The sequence below is a fragment of the Neobacillus sedimentimangrovi genome, from assembly GCF_010614825.1.
GTDB classification, from domain to species: domain Bacteria; phylum Bacillota; class Bacilli; order Bacillales; family Cytobacillaceae; genus Neobacillus; species Neobacillus thermocopriae.
Genome location: NZ_JAAFZF010000012.1, coordinates 18,349 through 40,054 on the forward strand (window position 1 = coordinate 18,349; position 21,706 = coordinate 40,054).

18 protein-coding genes are annotated in these 21,706 nt (G+C 39.2%); 3 read left to right on the forward strand and 15 right to left on the reverse strand.

The window, feature by feature from the left end; translation table 11 throughout:
* Positions 1 to 48: 48 nt before the first annotated feature.
* Complete coding sequence (locus GZA11_RS06290) at positions 49 to 783, reverse strand: sulfite exporter TauE/SafE family protein (protein ID WP_163183233.1); 735 nt, start codon at positions 781 to 783, stop codon at positions 49 to 51.
* A 247-nt stretch (positions 784 to 1,030) separates the two neighbouring features.
* Here GZA11_RS06290 and GZA11_RS06295 point away from each other — a divergent pair, with 247 nt between their 5' ends.
* The 3 genes from GZA11_RS06295 (at position 1,031) to tatC (ending at position 3,878) form a co-directional block, all read left to right on the forward strand.
* Positions 1,031 to 2,647, forward strand: a complete 1,617-nt coding sequence (locus tag GZA11_RS06295; protein ID WP_163183234.1) for a PhoX family protein — start codon at positions 1,031 to 1,033, stop codon at positions 2,645 to 2,647.
* A gap of 236 nt (positions 2,648 to 2,883) precedes the next feature.
* Positions 2,884 to 3,084, forward strand: a complete 201-nt coding sequence (tatA, locus tag GZA11_RS06300; protein ID WP_163183235.1) for a twin-arginine translocase TatA/TatE family subunit — start codon at positions 2,884 to 2,886, stop codon at positions 3,082 to 3,084.
* Between the two features lie 68 nt (positions 3,085 to 3,152).
* Positions 3,153 to 3,878 (forward strand): twin-arginine translocase subunit TatC, encoded by a 726-nt coding sequence (gene tatC, locus GZA11_RS06305; protein ID WP_163183236.1) that lies wholly within the window; start codon positions 3,153 to 3,155, stop codon positions 3,876 to 3,878.
* Between the two features lie 143 nt (positions 3,879 to 4,021).
* Here tatC and GZA11_RS06310 read toward each other — a convergent pair whose 3' ends face one another.
* From GZA11_RS06310 to galT, 14 genes are all read right to left on the reverse strand, one after another.
* Entirely contained in the window at positions 4,022 to 4,729 is a 708-nt protein-coding gene (locus GZA11_RS06310; protein ID WP_144243012.1) for a GNAT family N-acetyltransferase, read from the reverse strand.
* Positions 4,730 to 4,976: 247 nt separating this feature from the next.
* Positions 4,977 to 5,510 (reverse strand): RNA polymerase sigma factor, encoded by a 534-nt coding sequence (locus GZA11_RS06315; RefSeq protein ID WP_081905119.1) that lies wholly within the window; start codon positions 5,508 to 5,510, stop codon positions 4,977 to 4,979.
* A gap of 8 nt (positions 5,511 to 5,518) precedes the next feature.
* Entirely contained in the window at positions 5,519 to 7,492 is a 1,974-nt protein-coding gene (locus tag GZA11_RS06320; RefSeq protein WP_163183237.1) for a DUF6449 domain-containing protein, read from the reverse strand.
* Positions 7,467 to 8,366: an ABC transporter ATP-binding protein gene (locus GZA11_RS06325; protein ID WP_163183238.1), complete on the reverse strand. Its 900-nt coding sequence runs from the start codon at positions 8,364 to 8,366 to the stop codon at positions 7,467 to 7,469. The genes GZA11_RS06320 and GZA11_RS06325 overlap by 26 nt, the downstream gene beginning before the upstream one ends.
* Positions 8,359 to 8,748: a GntR family transcriptional regulator gene (locus tag GZA11_RS06330; RefSeq protein WP_038539002.1), complete on the reverse strand. Its 390-nt coding sequence runs from the start codon at positions 8,746 to 8,748 to the stop codon at positions 8,359 to 8,361. Before GZA11_RS06330 ends, GZA11_RS06325 begins: the two co-directional genes overlap by 8 nt.
* Positions 8,749 to 9,172: 424 nt before the next feature.
* Entirely contained in the window at positions 9,173 to 10,195 is a 1,023-nt protein-coding gene (gene mglC / locus GZA11_RS06335; protein ID WP_163183239.1) for a galactose/methyl galactoside ABC transporter permease MglC, read from the reverse strand.
* A 12-nt stretch (positions 10,196 to 10,207) separates the two neighbouring features.
* Positions 10,208 to 11,695, reverse strand: coding sequence for a galactose/methyl galactoside ABC transporter ATP-binding protein MglA (gene mglA / locus GZA11_RS06340; RefSeq protein ID WP_163183240.1), 1,488 nt, complete (start codon positions 11,693 to 11,695; stop codon positions 10,208 to 10,210).
* 192 nt (positions 11,696 to 11,887) lie between these two features.
* Entirely contained in the window at positions 11,888 to 12,946 is a 1,059-nt protein-coding gene (gene mglB / locus GZA11_RS06345; protein WP_038538996.1) for a galactose/glucose ABC transporter substrate-binding protein MglB, read from the reverse strand.
* 797 nt (positions 12,947 to 13,743) lie between these two features.
* On the reverse strand, positions 13,744 to 15,333 hold the full coding sequence (locus GZA11_RS06350) for a response regulator (RefSeq protein ID WP_163183241.1): 1,590 nt from the start codon (positions 15,331 to 15,333) through the stop codon (positions 13,744 to 13,746).
* Positions 15,308 to 16,792 (reverse strand): sensor histidine kinase, encoded by a 1,485-nt coding sequence (locus tag GZA11_RS06355; RefSeq protein ID WP_038538992.1) that lies wholly within the window; start codon positions 16,790 to 16,792, stop codon positions 15,308 to 15,310. Before GZA11_RS06355 ends, GZA11_RS06350 begins: the two co-directional genes overlap by 26 nt.
* Complete coding sequence (locus tag GZA11_RS06360; protein WP_051968252.1) at positions 16,793 to 17,791, reverse strand: sugar-binding protein; 999 nt, start codon at positions 17,789 to 17,791, stop codon at positions 16,793 to 16,795.
* A 352-nt stretch (positions 17,792 to 18,143) separates the two neighbouring features.
* Positions 18,144 to 19,136 carry a LacI family DNA-binding transcriptional regulator gene (locus GZA11_RS06365; RefSeq protein ID WP_038538990.1) on the reverse strand — a complete coding sequence of 331 codons (993 nt, stop codon included), beginning with the start codon at positions 19,134 to 19,136 and terminating at the stop codon, positions 18,144 to 18,146.
* Positions 19,137 to 19,138: 2 nt separating this feature from the next.
* Positions 19,139 to 20,197 (reverse strand): aldose epimerase family protein, encoded by a 1,059-nt coding sequence (locus GZA11_RS06370; RefSeq protein ID WP_235924892.1) that lies wholly within the window; start codon positions 20,195 to 20,197, stop codon positions 19,139 to 19,141.
* Between the two features lie 23 nt (positions 20,198 to 20,220).
* Positions 20,221 to 21,702 carry a UDP-glucose--hexose-1-phosphate uridylyltransferase gene (gene galT / locus GZA11_RS06375; RefSeq protein WP_163183242.1) on the reverse strand — a complete coding sequence of 494 codons (1,482 nt, stop codon included), beginning with the start codon at positions 21,700 to 21,702 and terminating at the stop codon, positions 20,221 to 20,223.
* Positions 21,703 to 21,706: the final 4 nt, after the last annotated feature.

Sequence of the window (21,706 nt, forward strand, 5' to 3'; positions counted from 1 at the left end):
AATAAAAAGTGAGTGCTTATTCACTTTTCCATTCGATTGCCCTTTGATCTAAAATACTTTTTCTGCCAAGATCTGAATCATAAGGGCAACGGTAACCATCCGTAATAGAGGTTGCACATATTTCGGTTTTAATCTTTCTGCCATACGAACACCAATTTGAGCACCTGTAAGGGAACCTAAAAGGAGGGCTAGCGTCATTGGCCAAAGGATTTTACCAGCTGCAATATAAGTAATTGCTGCACCGAAGCAGCTTGAAAAGGTAGCTAACCGAGCCAAAGCAACAGCACGAATATAGGCAATATTCATATAACCAAACAAATAGAGCATCAGTGTCCCCTGTCCAGGTCCGAATAGTCCGTCATACATTCCAATTCCAAATAGTCCTGGAATGCTGACACGATTCATCCTTAAAGGCTCGGTTCCAGAAAAATGTTTCTTTCCTTTAAATGACGTAATGAAAGCAAAAATTAATAAAATGATCGCAATGATATACATCTTGTCCCCAGATAATTTAGAAGCAATAAAACCTCCCGTTATCCCTCCTCCAAGACTTACAGGGATCATCCATAAGGATTCTTTAAGAGAGATTTCTTTCTTTTTATATAAATGATAAAAGCTTGAAAAGGAGCTAATCGTATTCGAAACTTTGTTGGCACCAATGGCTGAATGGACAGGCATTCCCATTAGCAACATAACTGGGAGACTGATCAGCCCTCCTCCTCCAGCCAGCGTCCCAAGCGTTGTTGCACAGATACCAATCAAGTAAAGAAGGACAAATTCCATTTCTTCCACCTCCTTTGTACAATATATTCCTATTAGTTCAATAAATAAATTTCATTGTTTTTATAAAATACAATAAGAAATATTTATTGTGTTACATAAGATACAAAGCCAACTCAAATTTACACTTTACGAATCATTTAAATTTTCTTAATATTTTTTTTACATTCCCTTAACTTCTATTCTACATTCCCCCTCTATAATCAAACTTGTGAATGACCCAAACCATTTAAAAGGGGGAGAAACTTTAATGGATCGTCGTCATTTTTTAACCTATGTAGGAAGTAGTACCGCTGCCTTGGTTGCCGCATCATCTGGGATTGCAGCATTAACCGAAAACACGATGGCAGCCAATCATTTGATGAATGGAAAACCTTCCGGAAAAGGCAAACCTCTTACGGTATCATTTAAACCGATTCAGCGTACATGGGAGAATGATTTAGTCCTGCCTAAAGGCTATCACTACAATATCATTGCTTCATATGGTGATGTCATTAACTCGAAAGGAGAAAAATTTGGAGACTCCGTAGATCTTACTGTCTATTTTCCAATTGATAGTTTAAAAGGTGGTAACAATTCCGAAGAAGGATTGATTTGGGTAAACCATGAATTCCCTGAACCTGCCAACTATATGAAATTACTAGGATTGGATCCGGCAAATTTTAAAAAAGAGAACCTAGCAAACTACCCCCACCTTTTAAAAATGGAGAAAGAAGCGGTCGGCGGCTCCGTAATTCATGTCAAAAAAGAAAAAGGCGAGTGGAAATTGGTTCAAGATGATACATATAATCGCCGTGTGGATGGGACAACACCCATTGAGTTAACAGGCCCAGCCCGCGGCAGCAAAGCAGTAAATGGCGCCGTGAAAGTGGAAGGCACGCTCGGAAACTGCAGCGGCGGTCGCACTTTATGGAATACAGTGTTATCCTGTGAGGAAAATACAGAATATGGGCATGATTATGGGTGGCCAAACTTTAATGACACGCATTATGGCTGGGTCGTGGAAGTGGACCCGTTTGATCCGAAGCGTCCCGTTCGAAAGCATACGGCACTTGGACGCTTTGCCCATGAAAATGCAGCTATGGGGCTAACGAATGATGGAAGAGTCGTCGTATATATGGGTGATGACAAAGGGGATGAATGTTTCTATAAATTTATTAGTGAGAAAAAGTTCAATCCAGTTAACCGTGAGGCAAACTTTGATCTTTTAGAAAAGGGGACCTTATATGTTGCAGACCTCAGTAAACAAAAATGGATTGCCCTTGACCATGAGAGCAACCCTACCTTGAAAGCGCAGTTTGCTGACCAAGCGGAAGTTCTGACCAATGCCCGTGCAGCGGCTCGTGCTGTTGGTGGTACAAAGCTGGATCGCCCTGAGGATGTGGAAATTCATCCACTGGATGGTTCTGTTTTTCTATCATTAACCAATAATTCTGGCCACGGGAATTTCCATGGACAGATCATTCGATTTGTCCCTCCAGACGGTGACCATGGCAGCGATTCTTTTACCTTTGAAGTATTTGTTGCCGGCGGACAGAAAAGCGGCATCACCTGCCCAGATAACCTTCACTTTGACAGTAAGGGCAACCTATGGGTCGTCGAGGATTTTAGTGCTACAGAGGATAATGTTTATGCAGCTTATAAAAATTGCGGTGTTTTCCTCGTTCCTACGGATGGAAAAAATTATGGAAAGCCACAGCAATTTGCCTCTGGACCAAAGGGTAGCGAATGTACAGGACCATGGTTGACACCGGATGAACGTACATTATTTTTAGATATTCAGCATCCTGAAACATGGAATCCATATCCTGGTCAAAGTTTTGGACGTTCTGCCTTAGTAGCCATTCAAGGCGGAAAGTTTAAATAAGTTTAACGAGGACGGACCGTCCCTAGTGAATAGAAGGTGGATAATGATGATTTTAGTTTGTCCCTCACACGTGAAAGATGCGTTGAAATTGATTTATATCCCTCATGTTCAAACAGTACCTGAAGCGGGGGTCGGTACCCGTTGTGAATTTTGCCGAAGCCGAGCAAAGTATAAACTCTTTAACTATTCACAACAGCGAAAACATATAAAACAAGTCATTTAATGGAGGTCAACCTATGTTACAAAACATTGGGATCCCCGGTTTAATTCTTATCCTGGTTATTGCCTTAATCATTTTCGGTCCTTCCAAACTGCCAGAGCTAGGCCGGGCCGTCGGTTCGACTCTGAAAGAATTTAAAAAATCGACACGTGAATTGGTTTCAGATGAAGATCAAGGAAAAGTCATGACAACCATCAATAAGGAAAAAACCATTTAAATTTTTCATTCCGATGATGTAAGCGGCCAGTGTTGCTTGCATCTTCTTTTTTCAAGGAGGTATCTAACATGAATAGCCAAGATATGGATTTCGTTGGCCATTTGGAGGAATTGCGAAAGCGGTTGATGGTTGTGCTGGGCACATTTATTTTATTTTTTATTGCGGCTTTTGTCTATGTAGAGGATATTTATCGGTGGCTGATTAAGGAATTAGAAATCAAATTGGCTATATTAGGTCCTAGTGATATTTTATGGATGTATTTCCTATTAGCCGCTGTTGTTGCAATAGCTGGGACCATTCCAATGGCTGCCTGTCAGGTATGGTTGTTTGTACGTCCAGCATTGACGAAAAAGGAGCGGAATGTGACTTTAGCCTATATTCCGGCATTATTCCTTTTATTTATTTGTGGAATCAGTTTTGGCTATTTTGTCATTTTTCCGCTTGTCTTTGATTTCCTGCTATCCCTATCAGATGGAATGTTTATTAATTTTTTTACAACGGAAAAATATTTCCGATTTCTCATTCACATGACCCTTCCTTTTGGCTTTTTGTTCGAACTCCCAATAGTGATCATGTTCCTAACGAGCCTTGGTATGCTGAAGCCTTACCAGTTACAAAAAAATCGAAAATATTCTTATTTCGTTTTACTTATAACAGCTGTTCTACTTACACCACCAGACTTTCTATCTGACATCCTTGTCATCATCCCACTGCTTTTTCTTTATGAGTGTAGCTTACTTCTGTCGAAAATGGTGTACAGGCGGAAGCGAATAAAATTAGAAGTAGCGTCATAACATGATTAATCAAACGTTTGATTCGTTTTAAAATGAGAGCACCCCTATCCCTTGACATAAGTTTGCAGCCAATAAGGCAAATAAACCATGGAAAAAAGCATGGACCATTTCATTCCCCTTGATCGAGAAATGGTTCATGCTTTTTATCTTCTTCCGTAATACACCCATATTTCGTTGTTTCTTTGTTCCATTTTGAAACCGCGCCAGCCTTGTTTAAGTTTTTCTTGTTGGCCTCTTGTATTACTCATTTTAATGGCTTCGACTTCCTTCCAAGGCAGGTCCTCGTCCTCGAACAAATCCTTTACAAATACATAACGCAAAAGACCACCATATTTTTCCTTGAGAGCAGCAATTTGCATTCCTTGAGCGAATTTGTCCTTTAAGCTCGGGATATTAAACGGGGCAACGGTACAACACACATAACGGTAAGAGGGAGCTTCCTTCCCCAGTTCCCTCATGATTAACTTTGCTAATAATTGCTGCAGGCGATTGCCCCGGTATTCCGGTAGCACATTCGAGATTTCCTGATAAATGACTTGCCTCAATTGTTCTTCTGACAACCCAATATCCCAGCCCAGATGCTCGGCGTCTATATGCGGCACTAGCATGGCACGAAAGGCGATCAGTCCGACCTCTGCAAATGCACCAAGCATAAAACCATTTCCTTCTAAAATAAACTGAAACTCCTCCTTGGTGAGCGGTTGAAGCACCTCTTTATTCTCCAGTCGTTGATAAACAACATCCTGAACTTGCAAAATTTCTGGCAAATCATCCATCGTTAATTTCCTTACTTCAAATGGCGTTTCAGTCGTTTTTCCTGCTTTCTTCAATGTCCCCTTAAAAATCAAAATAACAGACCTCCCCAAAAAACCGTCTACTCATTTTTTCCTCTAAAAACACCAATCCCTCCAGTCGACTGGTTCATCCATTGATTGTTAGGATAAGGGAAACCAGAAACCCGACAAAGAATTTATCATTGAACCAACATGACTCCAACCTTCTCTAGTTAACTTACATAAAATGATTCAAAAAGAGATGCCTTCTTATAATAAGAAAACACCTCTCTATATAAAAATCAATACCTATTAAAAAAAAGGATTAGGCACCAACGAGCTGCTTCAGCTGTTTACGCGCCCGGTATAGGCGGGTTTTGACAGTGGCTGATTTCATGTCGAGGAGGCTGGCGATTTCATTTTCTTTCAAACCATATTGTATTTTTAGGACAAGTACTTCTTGGAATTCTTTTGATAGGTTTTTTAAGGAGTCGCTAATAGTTTCTTTGAATAGTCGGAGGTGAACTGTTTCTTCTGTGCTTATTTCATAGACATTTCCCCCCATCAGCGGTTCCAGCATGGAATCGTCAATGAGGAACCAATTCCTTCTTTTATCCAACCGAAGGAAGTCGATGGCGGTCCGAGCGGTAATGGCGGACAGCCACCCTCCTAATTTAGTCTTATCTTCGATTGTATGAATTTTCTTATATGCCTTTAGAAAAGACTCCTGAACGATGTCTTCCGCCTGGTGGAGATCTTTCGTATATTTATAAGCAATATATAGAAGACGCTTTGCATATTTGGTATAAAGTTGATTAAATTCAGCCGCTTTCACATCTCCACCCCTTTTATCCATCATGAGTAACCTTACTTAAAGTGGCTTCTGACAAAATCCGGAACATGCTCCTCGTCAAAGTAGAGAACTTCATAATCCTCCCCATTATTATAATAAAAGACTGCCACATAGCTGTATTGCTCTTCATAATTACCCCCTGCTGTTTCTAATGCACGATCGATCTGTTTTTTATCGGTTATTTTCAAGGAATCTCCGTTTTGTTCTACTTTTCTTTTTACTTCCTCCGAATCCATAGGTGAAAATTCACCTTTTGCTACCACGACTTTTGAAATATCTTTCGCAGTAACTTTTGCTTGATCAAACAGATTTTTTTCCTTTAACCATTCATAAAATTTTACATAAGTTGGCTTTAATTCGAATATTAACGAATTTTCCAAGCCCAATTGCAGTTCCATGGTCGATCCCCCGAACTGGAAATACACGCTATCCTCAAAGGATTCGGCCAGCACATCCTCTTTTATTAATGAAATGGCTTTTTGTACATCCTTTGGATCCGACAACGTTACTTCCTTTCTAACCGACCCACTTGCCGCGATAACAATATTCTTGACTTTCGTTTCATCGACCATAAAAATCTCTTTTGAATTTCTTTTAAATTCCTCTGACTCATAAATAGGTTTATAGAGATCCTTATATAACTCCATCATCACATGATATTCGCGAACCACCTTTTTACCGTTTTTCAATTCATAGATAAAAAAGATGGTAGTACCTGAATCATTCTTGCTTTCCTTTAGAATTTCTTTATCAGCAATGATTTGTTCATGTAGCGTTCTAACCGCCGCAATGTTTTGTGGGTCCTTCAATGGTTTCGGATTATTAAAGTTGTCGGTAAACCCATCTTGACTATCAAAGTAAAAACTAGGATTATCACCTACCAAGACTCGTTTAATTTCAGATTGCTCAGGGACTTTTCTTTCATAGAATCCGAAAGCTTGACTCCCTATCACTAGAAAGGCAATGAACCCTAGAAAGATAGCCAGACCCTTAAATTTTGTAAAAACTCTCCATGTTTTTTGAAGAACCATTTCTGCTGCAAAATAGCCAAAAGCAGCTCCCACCACATAGCCAAACACTGTCCAACCGATGTTTTCGTAGGAAATCACATGAAAATATGCTCCCCCAAAAAGCATGAAACAGAAAGATGCACCATATTTAAAAATGGACCGTAATTTTGCAACAGAAATGGCTTCAGAAGCTGTTTCCAGCTTTCTTCTTTTATAGAAAAATAAGGCTAATCCATATAGAACCACTGCTAATATTACGTACACAATCAAAATCTTCCATGAAGTAATTCTTCCTTCCAGCTCTGCCGCAAAGGTAATGGGAGATAAATTTTCCAATTGCTTTCTCAAAAAATAACTACTTGGAAAACCGTAGAGCAGTATGTTTAAATTAGTAAATAACAAAAGGATAAAACCAGTTGGAAACAAGACAAAAATATAAGTTAAAACGATCTGGACTGCCGATATCCCTGTCATCATCGCAATAAACACACTAGCTGTATAAAGAAGTAGACTAATAGTAAGGGTGGTACCGGCCCAATAAATGATATCATTCACCGTGAATAGGGTTTCAATATCATAGAAAGAATACAAAAATAATAAAATGATTGAATTTAGTAATATAGGAGCAACCAACAAGAAAATTCCGGCTAGTGCATAATGATGATAGATTTTATCCCTTTTAATTGGGAGGCTGTGTATTAGGACATTTGCCTGCTTAACATGCAAAAAACGAAATAATAGTACCGCCAGAAGTACTGGTATAACGATCATTAAACCCATTTGAATCTGATATTCATATTCAAAAAGACTAGTTTTCGCCTGGTAATATTGAAGATCTTCCTTTGAATGGAGAATCATTAACATTTTAATTGGAAGAATAAAGAACAAAGTGAAAAAATAGATCAAAGAAACCCAGCCCATACTTCGTCCAATCTGAAAGATTAATTCCTTATTAAACAATGACATTTTTGATGGCATAGCCGATATCCCCCATTTCATAAATAAAAATTTCTTCAAGCGTAAGTGGGAGCAAGTCGAAAATGACCGGATTAGTTTGGCGAATGTGTTTGGCAATGATTTCTTCTTCTCCTCTAACAATCAACAGATGAACACTTCCTCGTTTTTCCGAATGAAGTGGATTAAATTTGGCGAGCAACTGATCCGGAACTCCATCCTTATAAGCAACCTGAACCTTATGAACATTCGCCTTCAGTTCATCAAGTTCTTTTTCCATGATTAGTGTTCCTTTATGGATAATGCCAATATGATCACAAATGTCTTCAATCTCCCGTAGATTGTGGGAAGATATTAAGATGGTCATTTCTCTTTCTGCGACATCGTGAATCATTAGATTCTTCACCTTCCTCCGCACAACCGGATCTAAACCATCCATCGGCTCATCAAGTATAAGAATTTCCGGTTTAACGGATAAGGCCAAAATAAAGGCAATTTGTCTTTGCCACCCTTTTGAAAAAGTTTGAATCTTTTTGTTGATATCGACCTCAAACGCATTTATTAAATTCTGGAATCTCCTCTCATCCCAGGTTGGGTAGCAGCTTTTATAAAAGCGAGCCATTTGTTTGGTCGTATATTGAGAGAAAAAGTGCGGCTGGTCTGGTATATAAAACAGCTTTTGCTTGAGTCTTACATTTTCAAAAACTGGCTGTCCGTCAATCATGACCTCGCCCTTCTCCTGAAGATAAATTCCTGCCAACAGCTTAATGATGGTTGTTTTTCCCGCTCCGTTTGATCCAATTAATCCGTAGATGGAGCCTTTTTGAATACGTAAGTTCACGTTTTCGATAGCGGTAAAACGGTCAAACGATTTTCTCACGTTTTTCATTTCAATCATGGCTTTCGCCTCCCCCTTTTGAAGCATCCAAGTCTTGAACAAGCTTGATGATTTCCTGTGCCGGAATTCCAAGGTACAGTGCCTCCAAGACTAATTTTTCGAGGTCCTTTTTTACGGATTGTATTTTTTCAATGTCCCTTGTTTGATTGTTCGGGTTTACAAAACTGCCTTTTCCTTTAATGGAATAAATAAAACCTTGGTTCTCAAGTTCCCGATATGCCTTTTGTATTGTATTTGGATTAATGGTAAGTTCGGTGGCCAAGGCTCTTACCGATGGCAGCTGTTCATCCGCTTTGAGCACCTCATTCATAATTAGCTCCTTAATCTTTTCGACCAGCTGCTCATATATCGGCTTTCGGCTCCTCATGTCTAATTCGAACATAACGGACCCCCAATCTGTATTAACTGTACTATTATTCATAATACAGTTCGTATTATATTCCATCCGTTGGTAAAAAGAAAGGTTTTTTTAAAAATTCCTTTGTAATAGTTTTTATGCAATAGTGCTTAAGCGTAAATGGAAGAACTAGAAAGGTTTAAAACTGGGTGAAAATGTCTCATAGAAGCAATTAAAAGGACATATTCGATTCCAATGTCGGGTGGAAACAAATAATAAGGTATATTAAGAAAACGTCCTTCATAATACCGATGAAGGACCTTTCATATCTCTCACATGATGAAAATATCAATCATTCACCCGATGAACGACTTTTCTCCTCACTTAATAGCCATACTAACTTTCATCATCACAAAAGAAATAAAAAAAAGGCAATCCCCAAAAGAGGACTGCCCAATAAACGACCAGCTTATTTCTTTTTTGCATGTTTGCGCATATCAAAAGCAACGGCAACAACGATAATCGCACCTTTGACAATGAATTGAATATAAGGGCTGACACCGAGGAAAGCTAGTCCATAGTTGATGATTTGGAAAATCAGAACCCCTGTAATAACCCCGGCTACGGTTCCAATACCACCTGATAAGGACACCCCACCAACTACAGCAGCAGCAATCGCATCAAGTTCGTACATGTTCCCGGTATTATTCGTCGCACTACCGACACGACCAGCTTCAAGTGTACCAGCAAAACCATATAGAAGTCCGGCAATCATATAGATAATAATCATGTTTTTCGCAACATTTACACCCGAAACCTTAGCTGCTTCCGGATTTCCGCCAATCGCATACATGTTTTTCCCCAGCTGCGTTTTGTTCCAAATAATCCAAATTAGAATAGAAACAATAACGGCATAAAAAATTAAATATGGAAACTCATATTGACCTATTTTAATTCCTCGTTGAGCAAAAGTTGTGAAAGCTTCACTTAAACCACCAATTGGCTGTGCACCATATGGAGGTCGGTCAAAATAAATGGAAGTAATCCCATACACACCTATCATCATACCGAGTGTGGCAATAAACGGAGGTACATGGAATTTCGAAACAATCCAGCCATTTAATGTTCCAAATAGACCCGTAATCACCATGGCAATAAGAATCGGAACGAATAAAGGTAGTTCTGGCAAATTGGGATACATCTTATAAGCATAATCTCCTGCCTGCAACAATGAAGCTGAAATAACCGCTGCAAGTCCTACTTGACGTCCAGCTGATAAGTCTGTACCGCCGAGAATTAGGATACCCGCAATTCCAAGGGCGATAATAATCCTTGAAGATGACTGGCTAAGAATATTAATAAAGTTCGTCATGGATAGAAAATCCGGAGACGCGATGATGATTCCAATCACCAACAAAACTAAAAAGACATAAATCACATTATCAAACAGCCATTTTATGATATTCGAACCTTTTTTGGCCTCATTATTCATTTGAATCCCCTCCTAGTACAACGCTGCCAATCGCATGATTTCTTCTTGTGAAGTTGTCTTTGTCTCTACAATTCCAGCTGCTCTTCCATTACTCATTACTAAAATTCGGTCAGTTACTCCCAACAATTCCGGCATTTCAGAAGAAATCATGATAATTCCTTTCCCTTCAGATGCCAGTTGATTAATAAGTTGATAGATTTCAAATTTTGCTCCAACATCAATTCCCCGTGTCGGTTCATCCAACAATAATACATCTGGCTTGGTTAACAGCCAGCGTCCAATAATGACTTTTTGCTGGTTACCGCCGGAAAGAGTTCCAATCGCTGTTTTCTGAGAAGGTGTTTTAACTTTCATAGAATCGATGACCCATTGTGTATCGTCATATACTTTGCTTTCTGACAAAAAAATCCCTTGCCGATACTGTGGTAAATTAGCAATAATTGAATTAAAACTAATGCTTAACCCTGGAAAAATCCCTGTCGAACGTCTTTCCTCTGTTACAAGGGCAAAACTATTTTTAATCGCTTGCTGCGGGGAATCATTGATGACTTCTTTACCATGAAGTTCAATCGTTCCAGACTGGATCGCTCTCAAACCAAACAATGCCTCAACCACTTCTGTCCGTTTAGAGCCAACTAACCCCGCAATCCCTAATATCTCGCCTTTTCTTAATTCAAAATTGATATTCGTAAACGAAGGCTGCATTTCTGCTGTCAGGTTTTTAACCTTGAGAATCACATCCCCTGGTTTGTTCACCTTAGGAGGAAAACGCTGAGACAGGTCACGCCCAACCATCAGCTTAATAATTTCATCTGTGGTTAAATCTTTTGCACTTTTAGTTGCGATATATTGACCATCGCGCATTATAGTTACTTCATCGGATATTTTCAAAATTTCTTCCATCTTGTGAGAAATATAAATGATGGCGACATTTTTGCTTTTCAGTGTTCGGATAATTTTAAATAGATGAGCAACCTCTTTTTCAGTCAGTGAGGATGTCGGCTCATCCATGACGATGACTTTTGAATCATAGGAAACCGCTTTTGCTATTTCTACCATCTGCATTTCTGAAACGGATAAGCTGCTTACTTTCCTGCGGGGATCAATGTTGATGTCCAAGCTTTTAAAAATAGCTGCCGTGTCCTCATACATTTTCTTTTCATCAATGAAAATGCCTTTCTTCGGGTAACGTCCCAACCAAATATTATCCATTACATTTCGCTGACGTACTTGATTCAGTTCCTGGTGGACCATGGACACACCATTTTCAAGCGCCTGTTTGGAATTCGCAAACGACACTTCTTTCCCATCCAAAATGATTTTTCCTTCATCCATGGAGTAAATGCCGAATAAGCATTTCATTAATGTCGATTTTCCTGCCCCATTTTCCCCCATCAAGGCATGGACCGAACCCGCCTTCACTTTAAGTGATACACGATCTAACGCGACAACACCGGGAAATCGTTTCGTTATGTTAATCATTTCAAGAATATTTGACATGAGCGAACCTCCTCGCCGATCCATCTAAAAATAATGAGAAGGACTTCATTCGTGTGTCCCCTTTTTACTAACATTTGTCCTTAAAGCAATGCCCCGAACGAAGGAAAAGCATGATCTTTTCCTTCGTTCGAGGAGCGCCAAAGGGCTATCTGACATCCCCGGACTAGGCGCTGCCTCTTTTCCTTATTCATCTTACTTATAAGCGTCTTTACCAACTTGGATGTTTTCTTTTGTGATTTCAACGTAAGGTACGCGAACAGCTTTCTTGTCATCAAGCTTCCATTCTGTTCCTTCTAATACATCCTTGCCATTTGCCGCATTCGTTGCCAGTTCAATCGTTGCTTTCCCTTGGTTTTTCGCGTCATTTAAGACGGTTCCAACCATCTTGTCTTTTTCAATCATTTCAAGTGCTTCCGGAATTGCGTCTACGCCTACAACTGGCATAAATTTGTCACCAGAGAAGTAGCCTGCTTTTTCAAGAGCAGCAATGGCACCTAATGCCATACCATCATTGTTAGCGATTACAAATTCTATCGTATCATTGTATTTGGAAATCCAAGCATCCATCTTTTCTGTCGCTTTTGTCGCATCCCACATGGCTGTATCAAGGGCTAATTCTTCCACTTGAATGCCTTTTTCCTTAATCGTATCTACTGCAAATTTTGTACGTGCTTCGGCATCTGGGTGTCCAGGCTCACCTTTTAATAATACGTATTGGATTTTGCCGTCACCGTTTTTATCCCATTTGTCTTTATTCGCTTCCCAAGCTTTAGCAATTAATTCTCCTTGGATTACACCAGATTCAGAAGAAGTAGTTCCTACATAGTAAGCCTTATCATATCCTTTTAATACGCTTTCATCTGGCTCTTTGTTAAAGAAGATAACTGGAATATTTTTAGGTTTTGCTTTATCGATAACTGTTTGTGCTGCTTTTGGATCTACTAGATTAATTGCTAGCGATTTTGCGCCCTTAGCAATAAGAGTATCAATCTGCTCAATTTGTTTTGCTTGGTCGTTTTGAGAGTCGTTCAGCATAAGATTTACTTTCCCTTTTGCTGTATCTTCCATTGCCCGACGGACATAGGACATAAAGTTATCATCAAACTTGTAAATGGTTGCACCGACAGCAGGAAGACCTTCTTTTTCCTTACCAGACTCACTTGAACCACCTGTAGAACTGCTACAGCCAGCAGCTAATAGAATACTAGACGCCACTGTTAATGATAGAATCAATCCTTTTTTCTTTTTCATCTTTTCACCCTTCTCCTTTTAAATATTTAGGTACGCTCAACTTACCTTCCATGTAATCCCTTACAAAAATAGTATCATGGGAGTACTTCGATCCATAGGTCTAAAGTCTAGCATAATATTGTGAATTTCTAGATTATTTTGCATTCGAAAAGCGCAAACGCCCTGCTTAGCGGCGTATGACATGGAGGGTCTCCAACTGAGATAAAGGAAACACGAAGAACCGTAAGGCGATTCGATGTTGACTTATCGTAGGGCGGAGACCGAAGGGCACTAGCCGCTAGGGAGCTGGAGCTAGACATTTCTCAAAGTCCTATCCCCTTTCTTATCTTATCGGAAAAGCGGAAGCCTCCTGCTCAGCGGCGTATAGCCTCCTCCCAAAAGCTACCGCTTTCGGTCGTGCGATGTTTATGCTGCCGGGGCCTTCCTTGTGGTGGCCTCCAACTGAGATAAAGGAAACACGAAGAGACGAAAGGCGATTCGATGTTGACTTATCGTAGGGCGGAGAGCGAAGGATACTAGACGCTAGGAGGCTGGAGCTAGACATTTCTCAAAGTCCTATCCCCTTTCCTATCTTATAGGAAAAGCGCAAGCGCCCTGCTTAGCGGCGTATGACATGGAGGGCCTCCAACTGAGATAAAGGAAACACGAAGAGACGAAAGGCGATTCGATGTTACTTATCGTAGGGCGGAGACCGAAGGCGTCTCGCCGCTAGGGCGCTGGAGCTAGTCAAGTCTCAAAGTAAAAAAAATTACCGAACCCTTTCAAGATTAGGCATCCATGCTCATTTTTTCCCGACTTTATTCATATATGATGGCTTTGCGATACTCTGTTGGAGATAACCCAGTATGCTTTTTAAATACCCGGCTAAAATAATTAGGATCTTTATATCCAACCGAATAACAAATTTCCTTCAAACTCTTTCCTTGGTCAACAATCATCATTTTAGCCTGTTTTATTCTCAATTCTGTCAAATAATCAATAAAGGTCATACCAAATCGGTCCTTAAATAGTTTGCTAAAGTAATAGGGACTGAGTTCTACATATTCGGCCACCTGTTCCAAAGTGATCGACTCAGCAAAATGGGCTTCTATAAATTCCTTAGCCATATGTAACATACCCTTTGCATGATTGTTCCTCCAAACTTGGACATGACGGGCAGCCTCTAATATGTAATTTTTCCCTTTTTCTAGAGCCACCTCGGTTTCCCATGATTCATCCATGACAGGTGTTGTTTCATATGGAATTCCCAGTTCATGGAGCATTCGGGAAATCAAAACAAACATTTCATCAAACGATTTTTTCAACTGGTTCCTCTCCAACTTATTGTGATCCTTCAGTCCCTTAATATAGGAATTGAACAAGAGTAAAACCTGATTCATATCTCCTTGCCGTATTGCATCAAGTAACTGTTTTTCCACTTTTAGGACTCCGGAAACGGATTGTGATTCATTGGCTCCCAGTTTTCCAGAAAATAAATAACTTCGGCCAGACTTTTTTAATAAAGTTTTTAATGCTTCCATCGCCTCATGGTAGGACTTAGTTAACTCGTAGGCCTGATTATATGGATTGCCTACCGTAATCCGTAAATTTCCTTTAAAGGATTTCTTTTGAAAAAGCTGGAACATATGGTCAATGATTTTTTGGGCATTTGTTCGAAAGGAAGTCCTTTCAACAGTCTTTTTACATAGGCATAAAACAGGGACTTGATTCTCTGTTAAAGGCCCTACCATAAACTCATGCTCGGTTTTCATCAAGTCTAAAGTCTTTTTTAGCCACTGATACCATTCCTCTTTTTCAGCAGTGCTAAGCTCTGCTTCCCCTGGTCGCTGTATGAAAAATAACATAATATAAGCCGAAGTAATTTCTACCCCTAACAATTGCCCCCATTCTTCCAAAGAAATATCTTGCACCCTGCTCAATAATAGAGAAGAAACCCACTCTTTCTGAGCAATCGATACAGCTCGTTCAAGATTCTTTCGTAATTCCTCCTGTTCCTCTTTTTTCCTGCGATCTAATAGGATCTCATCGGCCACACGCTGTAAACTAGAAAGGATATCCTCCTTTCTACTAGGTTTTAATATGTATTCCTTCACACCTTGTTGCATCACCTCTTTTGCATACTCAAATGTATTAAAGGCGGAAACCATAATAAACCGAATGTCAGGAGCAAATTTTTTTATTTCTTTTACTGCTTGTACACCATCGATTCCAGGCATTTTTATGTCCATAAAAATAATATCGGGTCTATACTGATCAGCCATTTCAATGGCTATTCTTCCATTAGGAGCTTCCCCTATTACCATTACATCCTTCTTCGAATTACTGATGATTTTCGATAAGGCTTTCCGTTCAAGAACCTCATCATCCACGATTAGAATTTTTAACATCGTCTTTCCCCCCTTCATCAGAGACAGGAATCATCAGTCTAAAATTCGTCCCCTGGTTTAATTCGGATTCAATGTCAACCAAATCATTTTGCTGATAAAAAAGCTGTAGTCTTCTAATTACATTTCTTACCCCTATACCAGTGGAATTTCCTCTAGATGTTTCTGATTGGTCATAGGTTCCCTCCGTTGACGTACGATTCATGAATTGAAGCAGCTTTCTTTTCACAGACTCCTCCATCCCCCGTCCATTATCCATCACTTCAATGTGAATCCGGTCATCTTTCCGGTAGATTTTAAGATGAATTTCCCCATTTTCTTCATAGGACTCTACTCCATGAATGAAGGCGTTCTCAACGAGAGGTTGCAATATTAGTCTTGGAATCTCAAAATCCAAACAATCTTCCTCAATACTTGTTTTAAATTGAATCCGTTCCCCAAATCTTGTTTTTTGAATAAAAAAATACTCATTTACAATTCTCACTTCTTCGCGGAGGGAAGTAGCCTGATTAATGTCACCAAGATTGTATCGAAGAATCGCTGCTACTGCTTCAATTAATCGTGATGTCTCTTCCGCTTCTTCCAAATAAGCCATTTTTGAAACCGTATTCAATGTATTGAACAAAAAATGCGGATTAATTTGATTTTGCAAGTTTCTTAATTCTAATTCTTTCAGCAGCTGGTCCAATTCCGATTGCTGTTTAATTTCCAATACAAGCCGACGAAGGTTTGCTCGCATTTGGTTAAACGTCTCTGTTAACGGTTTTAATTCATCTTTGGTGGTGACTTTAATATCTTCCCCAGCCAAATTCCCTGTTGAAATTTCCTTTGCCGCTTCAGATAGTAAGCGAATAGGTTTTGTAATCCCTCCGGAGATCCATAATGCTAGTAAGGCACTTAGAAAAAACGCTGCCGCAAACAGAGAAAAAGACATTCGCCGATAATATTCATTTTGCTGCTCCATTTGATTGAAGAACTTTTGATAATCAGTAAGTTTATTATTTAATAGAACTAATGTGCTTTCATGAAGAAAAGAGGCAATTTTCAACACTTCATTATAATGTTCCGAATATAAATTGATCTCACCTTTTTGAAAAGTGCCAAGTGTTGCATCACATTCATCTAAGAAACTATCAATTAAATTTTTATAATTTTTTAATGTCAAATCATTCGAATCCATAATTTTCTCAAGGCGTTTCTGGTCCTTAATCAATCTTAGTTTTTCTTTTCGATAGCCTTCTAGATAAGTCATATCTTGATCTAGAATATATGCATGCAATTTTTCGGTTATGAAATTGGTTCTTTGAGAAATATCATTAAGTAATAGAAAACGCTCAAAGCTGTCTTCATACTCTGTCACTAATTTTTCACTGCTTTTGTAAAAAAATAAACCAACAGAGGTTAATAAAATAACTAGAATGATAAAATAAAAGAGTAGTTTCGTTCGAATTTGGAATAACATTTATCTGACCCCCTTAATATTGTTCATATAAGGAGGTAAATCATTTTTTCTCAAAATCCGTGTAGCTGTATGAATGATTGAAGGCACTTTTTTCCCTTCACGTAGTTCAATCATCATCTTTACAGCACGATATCCCATTTCAAATGGTTCCTGGACAACGGTAGCCTGGATGGTCCCCTTCCGGATATATTTCTGTGTTTCTTTCAGCAAATCAAATCCTATGATATAAATTCGTTTTTGTTTATTGAATTTTTCGACTACTTCTGCTACACCAATCCCATCTAAAGCACTCGTCCCGAAAAAGGCGGTGACCTCTGGATGCTCCTGAAGAATTTGATATGCTTTTTCAAAAGCACGTACCCTGCTGATTTGAGATTCCTCTATGGCCACAATTCGAATTCCCTTTTCCGATTGGATGGCATCTTTAAAGCCTTGGACTCGCTGCCTTTGATGGTTCTTATTAAAACTCCCCGTAATGATCGCTACATTAGCTTGTCCATTTGTATCAGCAATCAGCGCTTTCCCAGCCAAAAATCCAGAATAATAATTATCCGTTCCAATATAGGCCAAACGCTTGCTATTAGCAGCATCAGTATCAACCGTAATAACGGGTATCCCCTTTTCCACAATTCGATTAATTAATGGACTAAATTGTTCATCACTTAATCCCTGAGTCATGATCCCATCCACTTTTGCAGCTGCTGACATTTCAATCGTTTTAAGGTGATCATCAAAATTTGCCTGACGTGGTCCCGTGTATTCAAGTAAAACGTCATACTTCTTTGCAGCAGCCCTAGCTCCTTCTTCTACTAATCTCCAATAATCATTATCTAACTCTTCTGGAATCAAAACAAAATGGTATCGATCGTTATTTAGCTCTTTTTCTTCAGTTGGAAGCTGATGGGTAACGACTTTATATCCGTAAAAAACCGCAAACGAGCAGCTAACTATAAAACACACAATTCCTACAACATAGGCTGTAATCGACAATCTGCTCATAAGTATCCCCCACTCTCAGATGAATACCAATATTATACAGAACATCATTAACGCCAACAATGGAAGGAAGAGGATAATAACCGAAAAAAGAAGCTTTGACATACGTATTGTCCATGTTGGAAAAACCCGAACAAAAAGATAAATTTTAGGGGTCCCTTGACAAATTGCCTCCTGCAAAGAGGCCCGAGATTTACCGATAAATATCCAATACATCTTCTAAAAAAATAGGCTGAACCCTAATAAAGTCGTTTTTTTAAGGACCTTTTAAGTCAGCCTTCATCGTTCAGGTTTTAAATTGGTTTGTTGTTGGTTCTATCTTATTAACTTGGTTTAGATCTTAAAGTAAACTAACTCAAAAACTGCTGTTTCTTATCATTAGCTCTGTGGCGATATTGATTTTTTTGACTATTTTCCTTCCTTCGATTCTTTCTAACAGTGTATCAACAGCTGTCTCACCCATTAACTCCGTGTGAACTTTTACTGTACTTAAAGAAGGAAACACGTATTTTGATACACTTATGTCATTGATACCAATAATATTTACACGTTCAGGTACTGGTATCTGCTCTTCCAACAGTGCTCTAAGCGCCCCGATGGCCAACGGGTCATTTCCAGCCAGAAATGCCGTTGGAAGGTTGTCCCCATGATCTTGAATCGCTTTTTTCATAAGGGAATAGCCTTGGTCCACTGAAAAAGTTCCTACATACATAAATGCGTTATTCCATAGCCCTTTTTCTGTTAAATAACGCTTAAATGCCCGTTCTCTTGGATCTTCAATCATAGAGGTTTGGTCTTTAAACTCTTCTCTTCCCCCAATATAGCCAATCTGTTTGTGACCTTTTTCCAGAAAATAATGTAAAACCTTCACAGCAGCTCTATCCAAATCAGTAACTACGGAATCATATTGATCCTCATCCGGTGAAAAATCAACAAACACTAGATTTCTCGATAAGGCAAATAGTTCTTCGGCCTGCTTTCTACTATATTTTCCGATTGCAATGAGACCTTGAATCTCTTCCTCTTTTAATTCTTCAAGGCTGTCATAAAAATATTTTACCAATTGTATACCATGATGACGGCAGCGATTTTCCACCCCAAGCCGAATCGACATGTAATACAAATCTTCCAGCTCTTCTTTTTCGGTATACCATTGAATGAGCGCAATTTTTCCAAATTCCGATTTGCGCACACCGGATTTTTTCTTATAATTTAGTTCTTCTGCCGCCTCAAAAATTCTTTTTTTCGTTTCATCACTGACAGAAAGCGTCGTATCATAATTCAGCACCCTTGATACGGTAGCAATTGACACGCCTGCTTTTTTAGCAATATCTTTAATGGTCGCCATAATCAAACTCCTATTGTATTAGCAAAAAAACGATACCTTGTTGTAGATTGATAAACATCTTCCGGATTTAATATGATGGATGGAAAATTCGGATGATGGATCGCATCCGGAAGACCTTGTGTTTCAAGACATACCCCAAGATAATTCCTCGCAGGGACACCTGATATGGAAAATGAGCCACTCAGCTGATTACTTGTATAAAGAACCACACATGGTTGATCCGTTGTAATCATAAGTGACCTTCCACTTTCTTTCTCACTTAGCGTGATGGTATTTTCCCCTTTTTTTGCAAAAAAAAGCGGGTGGTCGTAGCCGTTTCCGACCAGTACATTTTGCGGATGGGAAGATTTTATCCCTGACTTTAATAGGCGTCCTTGATTAAAATCAAATGGGGTATTCTTTGATTCGATAATTTTCCCTGTAGGAATCAAATCATAACCAAGCTCTAAAAAACGTTCACTATCTAATTGAAGAATATGATCCGTACAGTCTCGTTTTAAATTGCCGCTTAGGTTAAAATATGAATGATTCGTTAAGTTTACCAATGTTTTTCGATCCGTCCTAGCCTCATAGGTAATGCACAACTCATTCGTATTCGATAAAAGATAAAGAATATTTATTTCCAAATTTCCGGGATAGCCTTCTTCTCCATCTAGACTTAAGTAAGTATATCGTATGCCAACCGCATCTTCTTGTTCAACCGGTTCAGTTTTCCAGATCCTTTTATCAAACCCTTTTCTTCCGCCATGTAAATGATTCGGAAACTCATTTGCTGCCAGTTTGTATTCTACCCCATCCAACTCAAACGCAGCATATTTTATCCGTCCTGCTACACGTCCTATCACTGACCCAAAGTAAGGTGAGAAATCTACATACTCTTCCAAAGTATCAAAACCAAGAACTACATTTTCAAACTTACCATTGCGGTCAGGTACGATGATCTTTGTAATGGTACATCCATAATTCAAACAAGAAACGGACATTCCTGAATCATTCGTTAATGTATACTCCATCACCGGCTCACCATAGTAATGACCAAATTCCCGCTCTACCAATTTCACTGATTTATCACCCCATTTTTTAATCAAGATAATGCTTGAATAAACCGTTTAAATCCTGCGGTTCCTGCTTCATCTCTTTTAAATACCCCCGCATCCTCCAACACTCTTAAAAATTTGTTTCCGACTGCTTCTCTGACAATGGATTGTACATTGAATTCATTCACAGATGCACCAAAACGAGCTTTTAACTGTTCCGCCCATTCCCTATGATAATCGGCAACCAAACTTGATTTTCCTAGGATGTAATTTTCGACTTCTGCTAGCTCCTCCTTTAAGCGCGCAGGCAAAACAGCTAGCCCCATTACCTCAATTAGACCGATGTTTTCTTTCTTAATATGATGAACATCCGCATGAGGGTGAAAAATACCTAACGGATGCTCGGCACTCGTCCGGTTATTGCGAAGAACCAAGTCCAGCTCATATCGTTCTCCCTTTTTGCGTGCGATCGGGGTAATCGTATTATGTGGTGTCTCACCAGTCCATGCGATAATATCCAGTGCTTCATCACTATAATTTTTCCACTTTGAAAGGATATGTCCGGCCGCCTGGACAAGCGGGTTTATTTGTCTAGAACGAAGGCGAATAACAGACATCGGCCATTTTACAACAGCACATTGAACAGATGGAAACCTAGCCATTTCAAAATGCCACTCATCCGGAGCTTTCGCCATCGCAAATTCATAATTCCCGCCCTGATAATGATCATGAGAAAGAATCGACCCACCCACAATCGGCAAATCCGCATTAGAACCTAAGAAATAATGCGGGAACTGTTCAACAAAGGTTAACAGCTGCAAAAAGGTTTCTTCATTAATTTTCATTTCAGAATGGTTTTCAGATAGGACGATACAATGCTCGTTGTAATACACATATGGTGAATATTGCAAATACCAAGTCTGGTCCAACAGATTCACTCGTATCATTCGATGATTGGAGCGGGCAGGATGTCCCATTCTCCCGGCATAGCCTTCATTTTCAATACAAAGAAGACATTTTGGATAAGCTGTTTGCTGTACCTCCTGCTCGCGGACAATGCTTTTCGGGTCTTTTTCCGGCTTAGAAAGATTAATGGTAATATCCAGCTCACCGAATTCTGTTGCCACTTGATACTCCATATTTTTGCGAATCCGCTTCATTTGAATGTAGTTGCTATTTTTGCTTAGTTCATAGAAAAACTTTGTTGCTGCTTCAGGATTCTGCTGATATTTTTCATAAAAAAGCTTGTTCACCTCAGATGGTCGAGGAAGGAAACAATTCATAATTTTGCTTGAGAAAATTTCCTTTTCATCAAAGATATCTTCGATTATTCCTTGTTCACAGGCATAATCCGTGATCTTCTCCAACAATTCGGGAATCTCTAGATTGGTTTCTCCATCATTTTCGATAAACTCCGTCATCTGTAATAGTGCCAAAACTTGGTTTCTTGCATAAATCTCATCTTCCCGCTCGATTAATTGGGTGGCAAGTGCCTGGTTTATGAGCTGTTGAATGAGACCGTGAATCATACTC

What these genes read in the sequence shown, in the direction of transcription:
- GZA11_RS06355 (WP_038538992.1), bottom strand. Translation starts at nt 16,792, where the DNA reads ATGTTATTCCAAATTCGAACGAAACTACTCTTTTATTTTATCATTCTA.
- galT (WP_163183242.1), bottom strand. Translation starts at nt 21,702, where the DNA reads ATGATTCACGGTCTCATTCAACAGCTCATAAACCAGGCACTTGCCACC.
- tatC (WP_163183236.1), top strand. Translation starts at nt 3,153, where the DNA reads ATGAATAGCCAAGATATGGATTTCGTTGGCCATTTGGAGGAATTGCGA.
- GZA11_RS06320 (WP_163183237.1), bottom strand. Translation starts at nt 7,492, where the DNA reads ATGCCATCAAAAATGTCATTGTTTAATAAGGAATTAATCTTTCAGATT.
- GZA11_RS06325 (WP_163183238.1), bottom strand. Translation starts at nt 8,366, where the DNA reads ATGATTGAAATGAAAAACGTGAGAAAATCGTTTGACCGTTTTACCGCT.
- GZA11_RS06290 (WP_163183233.1), bottom strand. Translation starts at nt 783, where the DNA reads ATGGAATTTGTCCTTCTTTACTTGATTGGTATCTGTGCAACAACGCTT.
- mglA (WP_163183240.1), bottom strand. Translation starts at nt 11,695, where the DNA reads ATGTCAAATATTCTTGAAATGATTAACATAACGAAACGATTTCCCGGT.
- GZA11_RS06360 (WP_051968252.1), bottom strand. Translation starts at nt 17,791, where the DNA reads ATGAGCAGATTGTCGATTACAGCCTATGTTGTAGGAATTGTGTGTTTT.
- GZA11_RS06365 (WP_038538990.1), bottom strand. Translation starts at nt 19,136, where the DNA reads ATGGCGACCATTAAAGATATTGCTAAAAAAGCAGGCGTGTCAATTGCT.
- GZA11_RS06295 (WP_163183234.1), top strand. Translation starts at nt 1,031, where the DNA reads ATGGATCGTCGTCATTTTTTAACCTATGTAGGAAGTAGTACCGCTGCC.
- GZA11_RS06350 (WP_163183241.1), bottom strand. Translation starts at nt 15,333, where the DNA reads ATGTTAAAAATTCTAATCGTGGATGATGAGGTTCTTGAACGGAAAGCC.
- tatA (WP_163183235.1), top strand. Translation starts at nt 2,884, where the DNA reads ATGTTACAAAACATTGGGATCCCCGGTTTAATTCTTATCCTGGTTATT.
- mglC (WP_163183239.1), bottom strand. Translation starts at nt 10,195, where the DNA reads ATGAATAATGAGGCCAAAAAAGGTTCGAATATCATAAAATGGCTGTTT.
- GZA11_RS06315 (WP_081905119.1), bottom strand. Translation starts at nt 5,510, where the DNA reads ATGATGGATAAAAGGGGTGGAGATGTGAAAGCGGCTGAATTTAATCAA.
- mglB (WP_038538996.1), bottom strand. Translation starts at nt 12,946, where the DNA reads ATGAAAAAGAAAAAAGGATTGATTCTATCATTAACAGTGGCGTCTAGT.
- GZA11_RS06330 (WP_038539002.1), bottom strand. Translation starts at nt 8,748, where the DNA reads ATGTTCGAATTAGACATGAGGAGCCGAAAGCCGATATATGAGCAGCTG.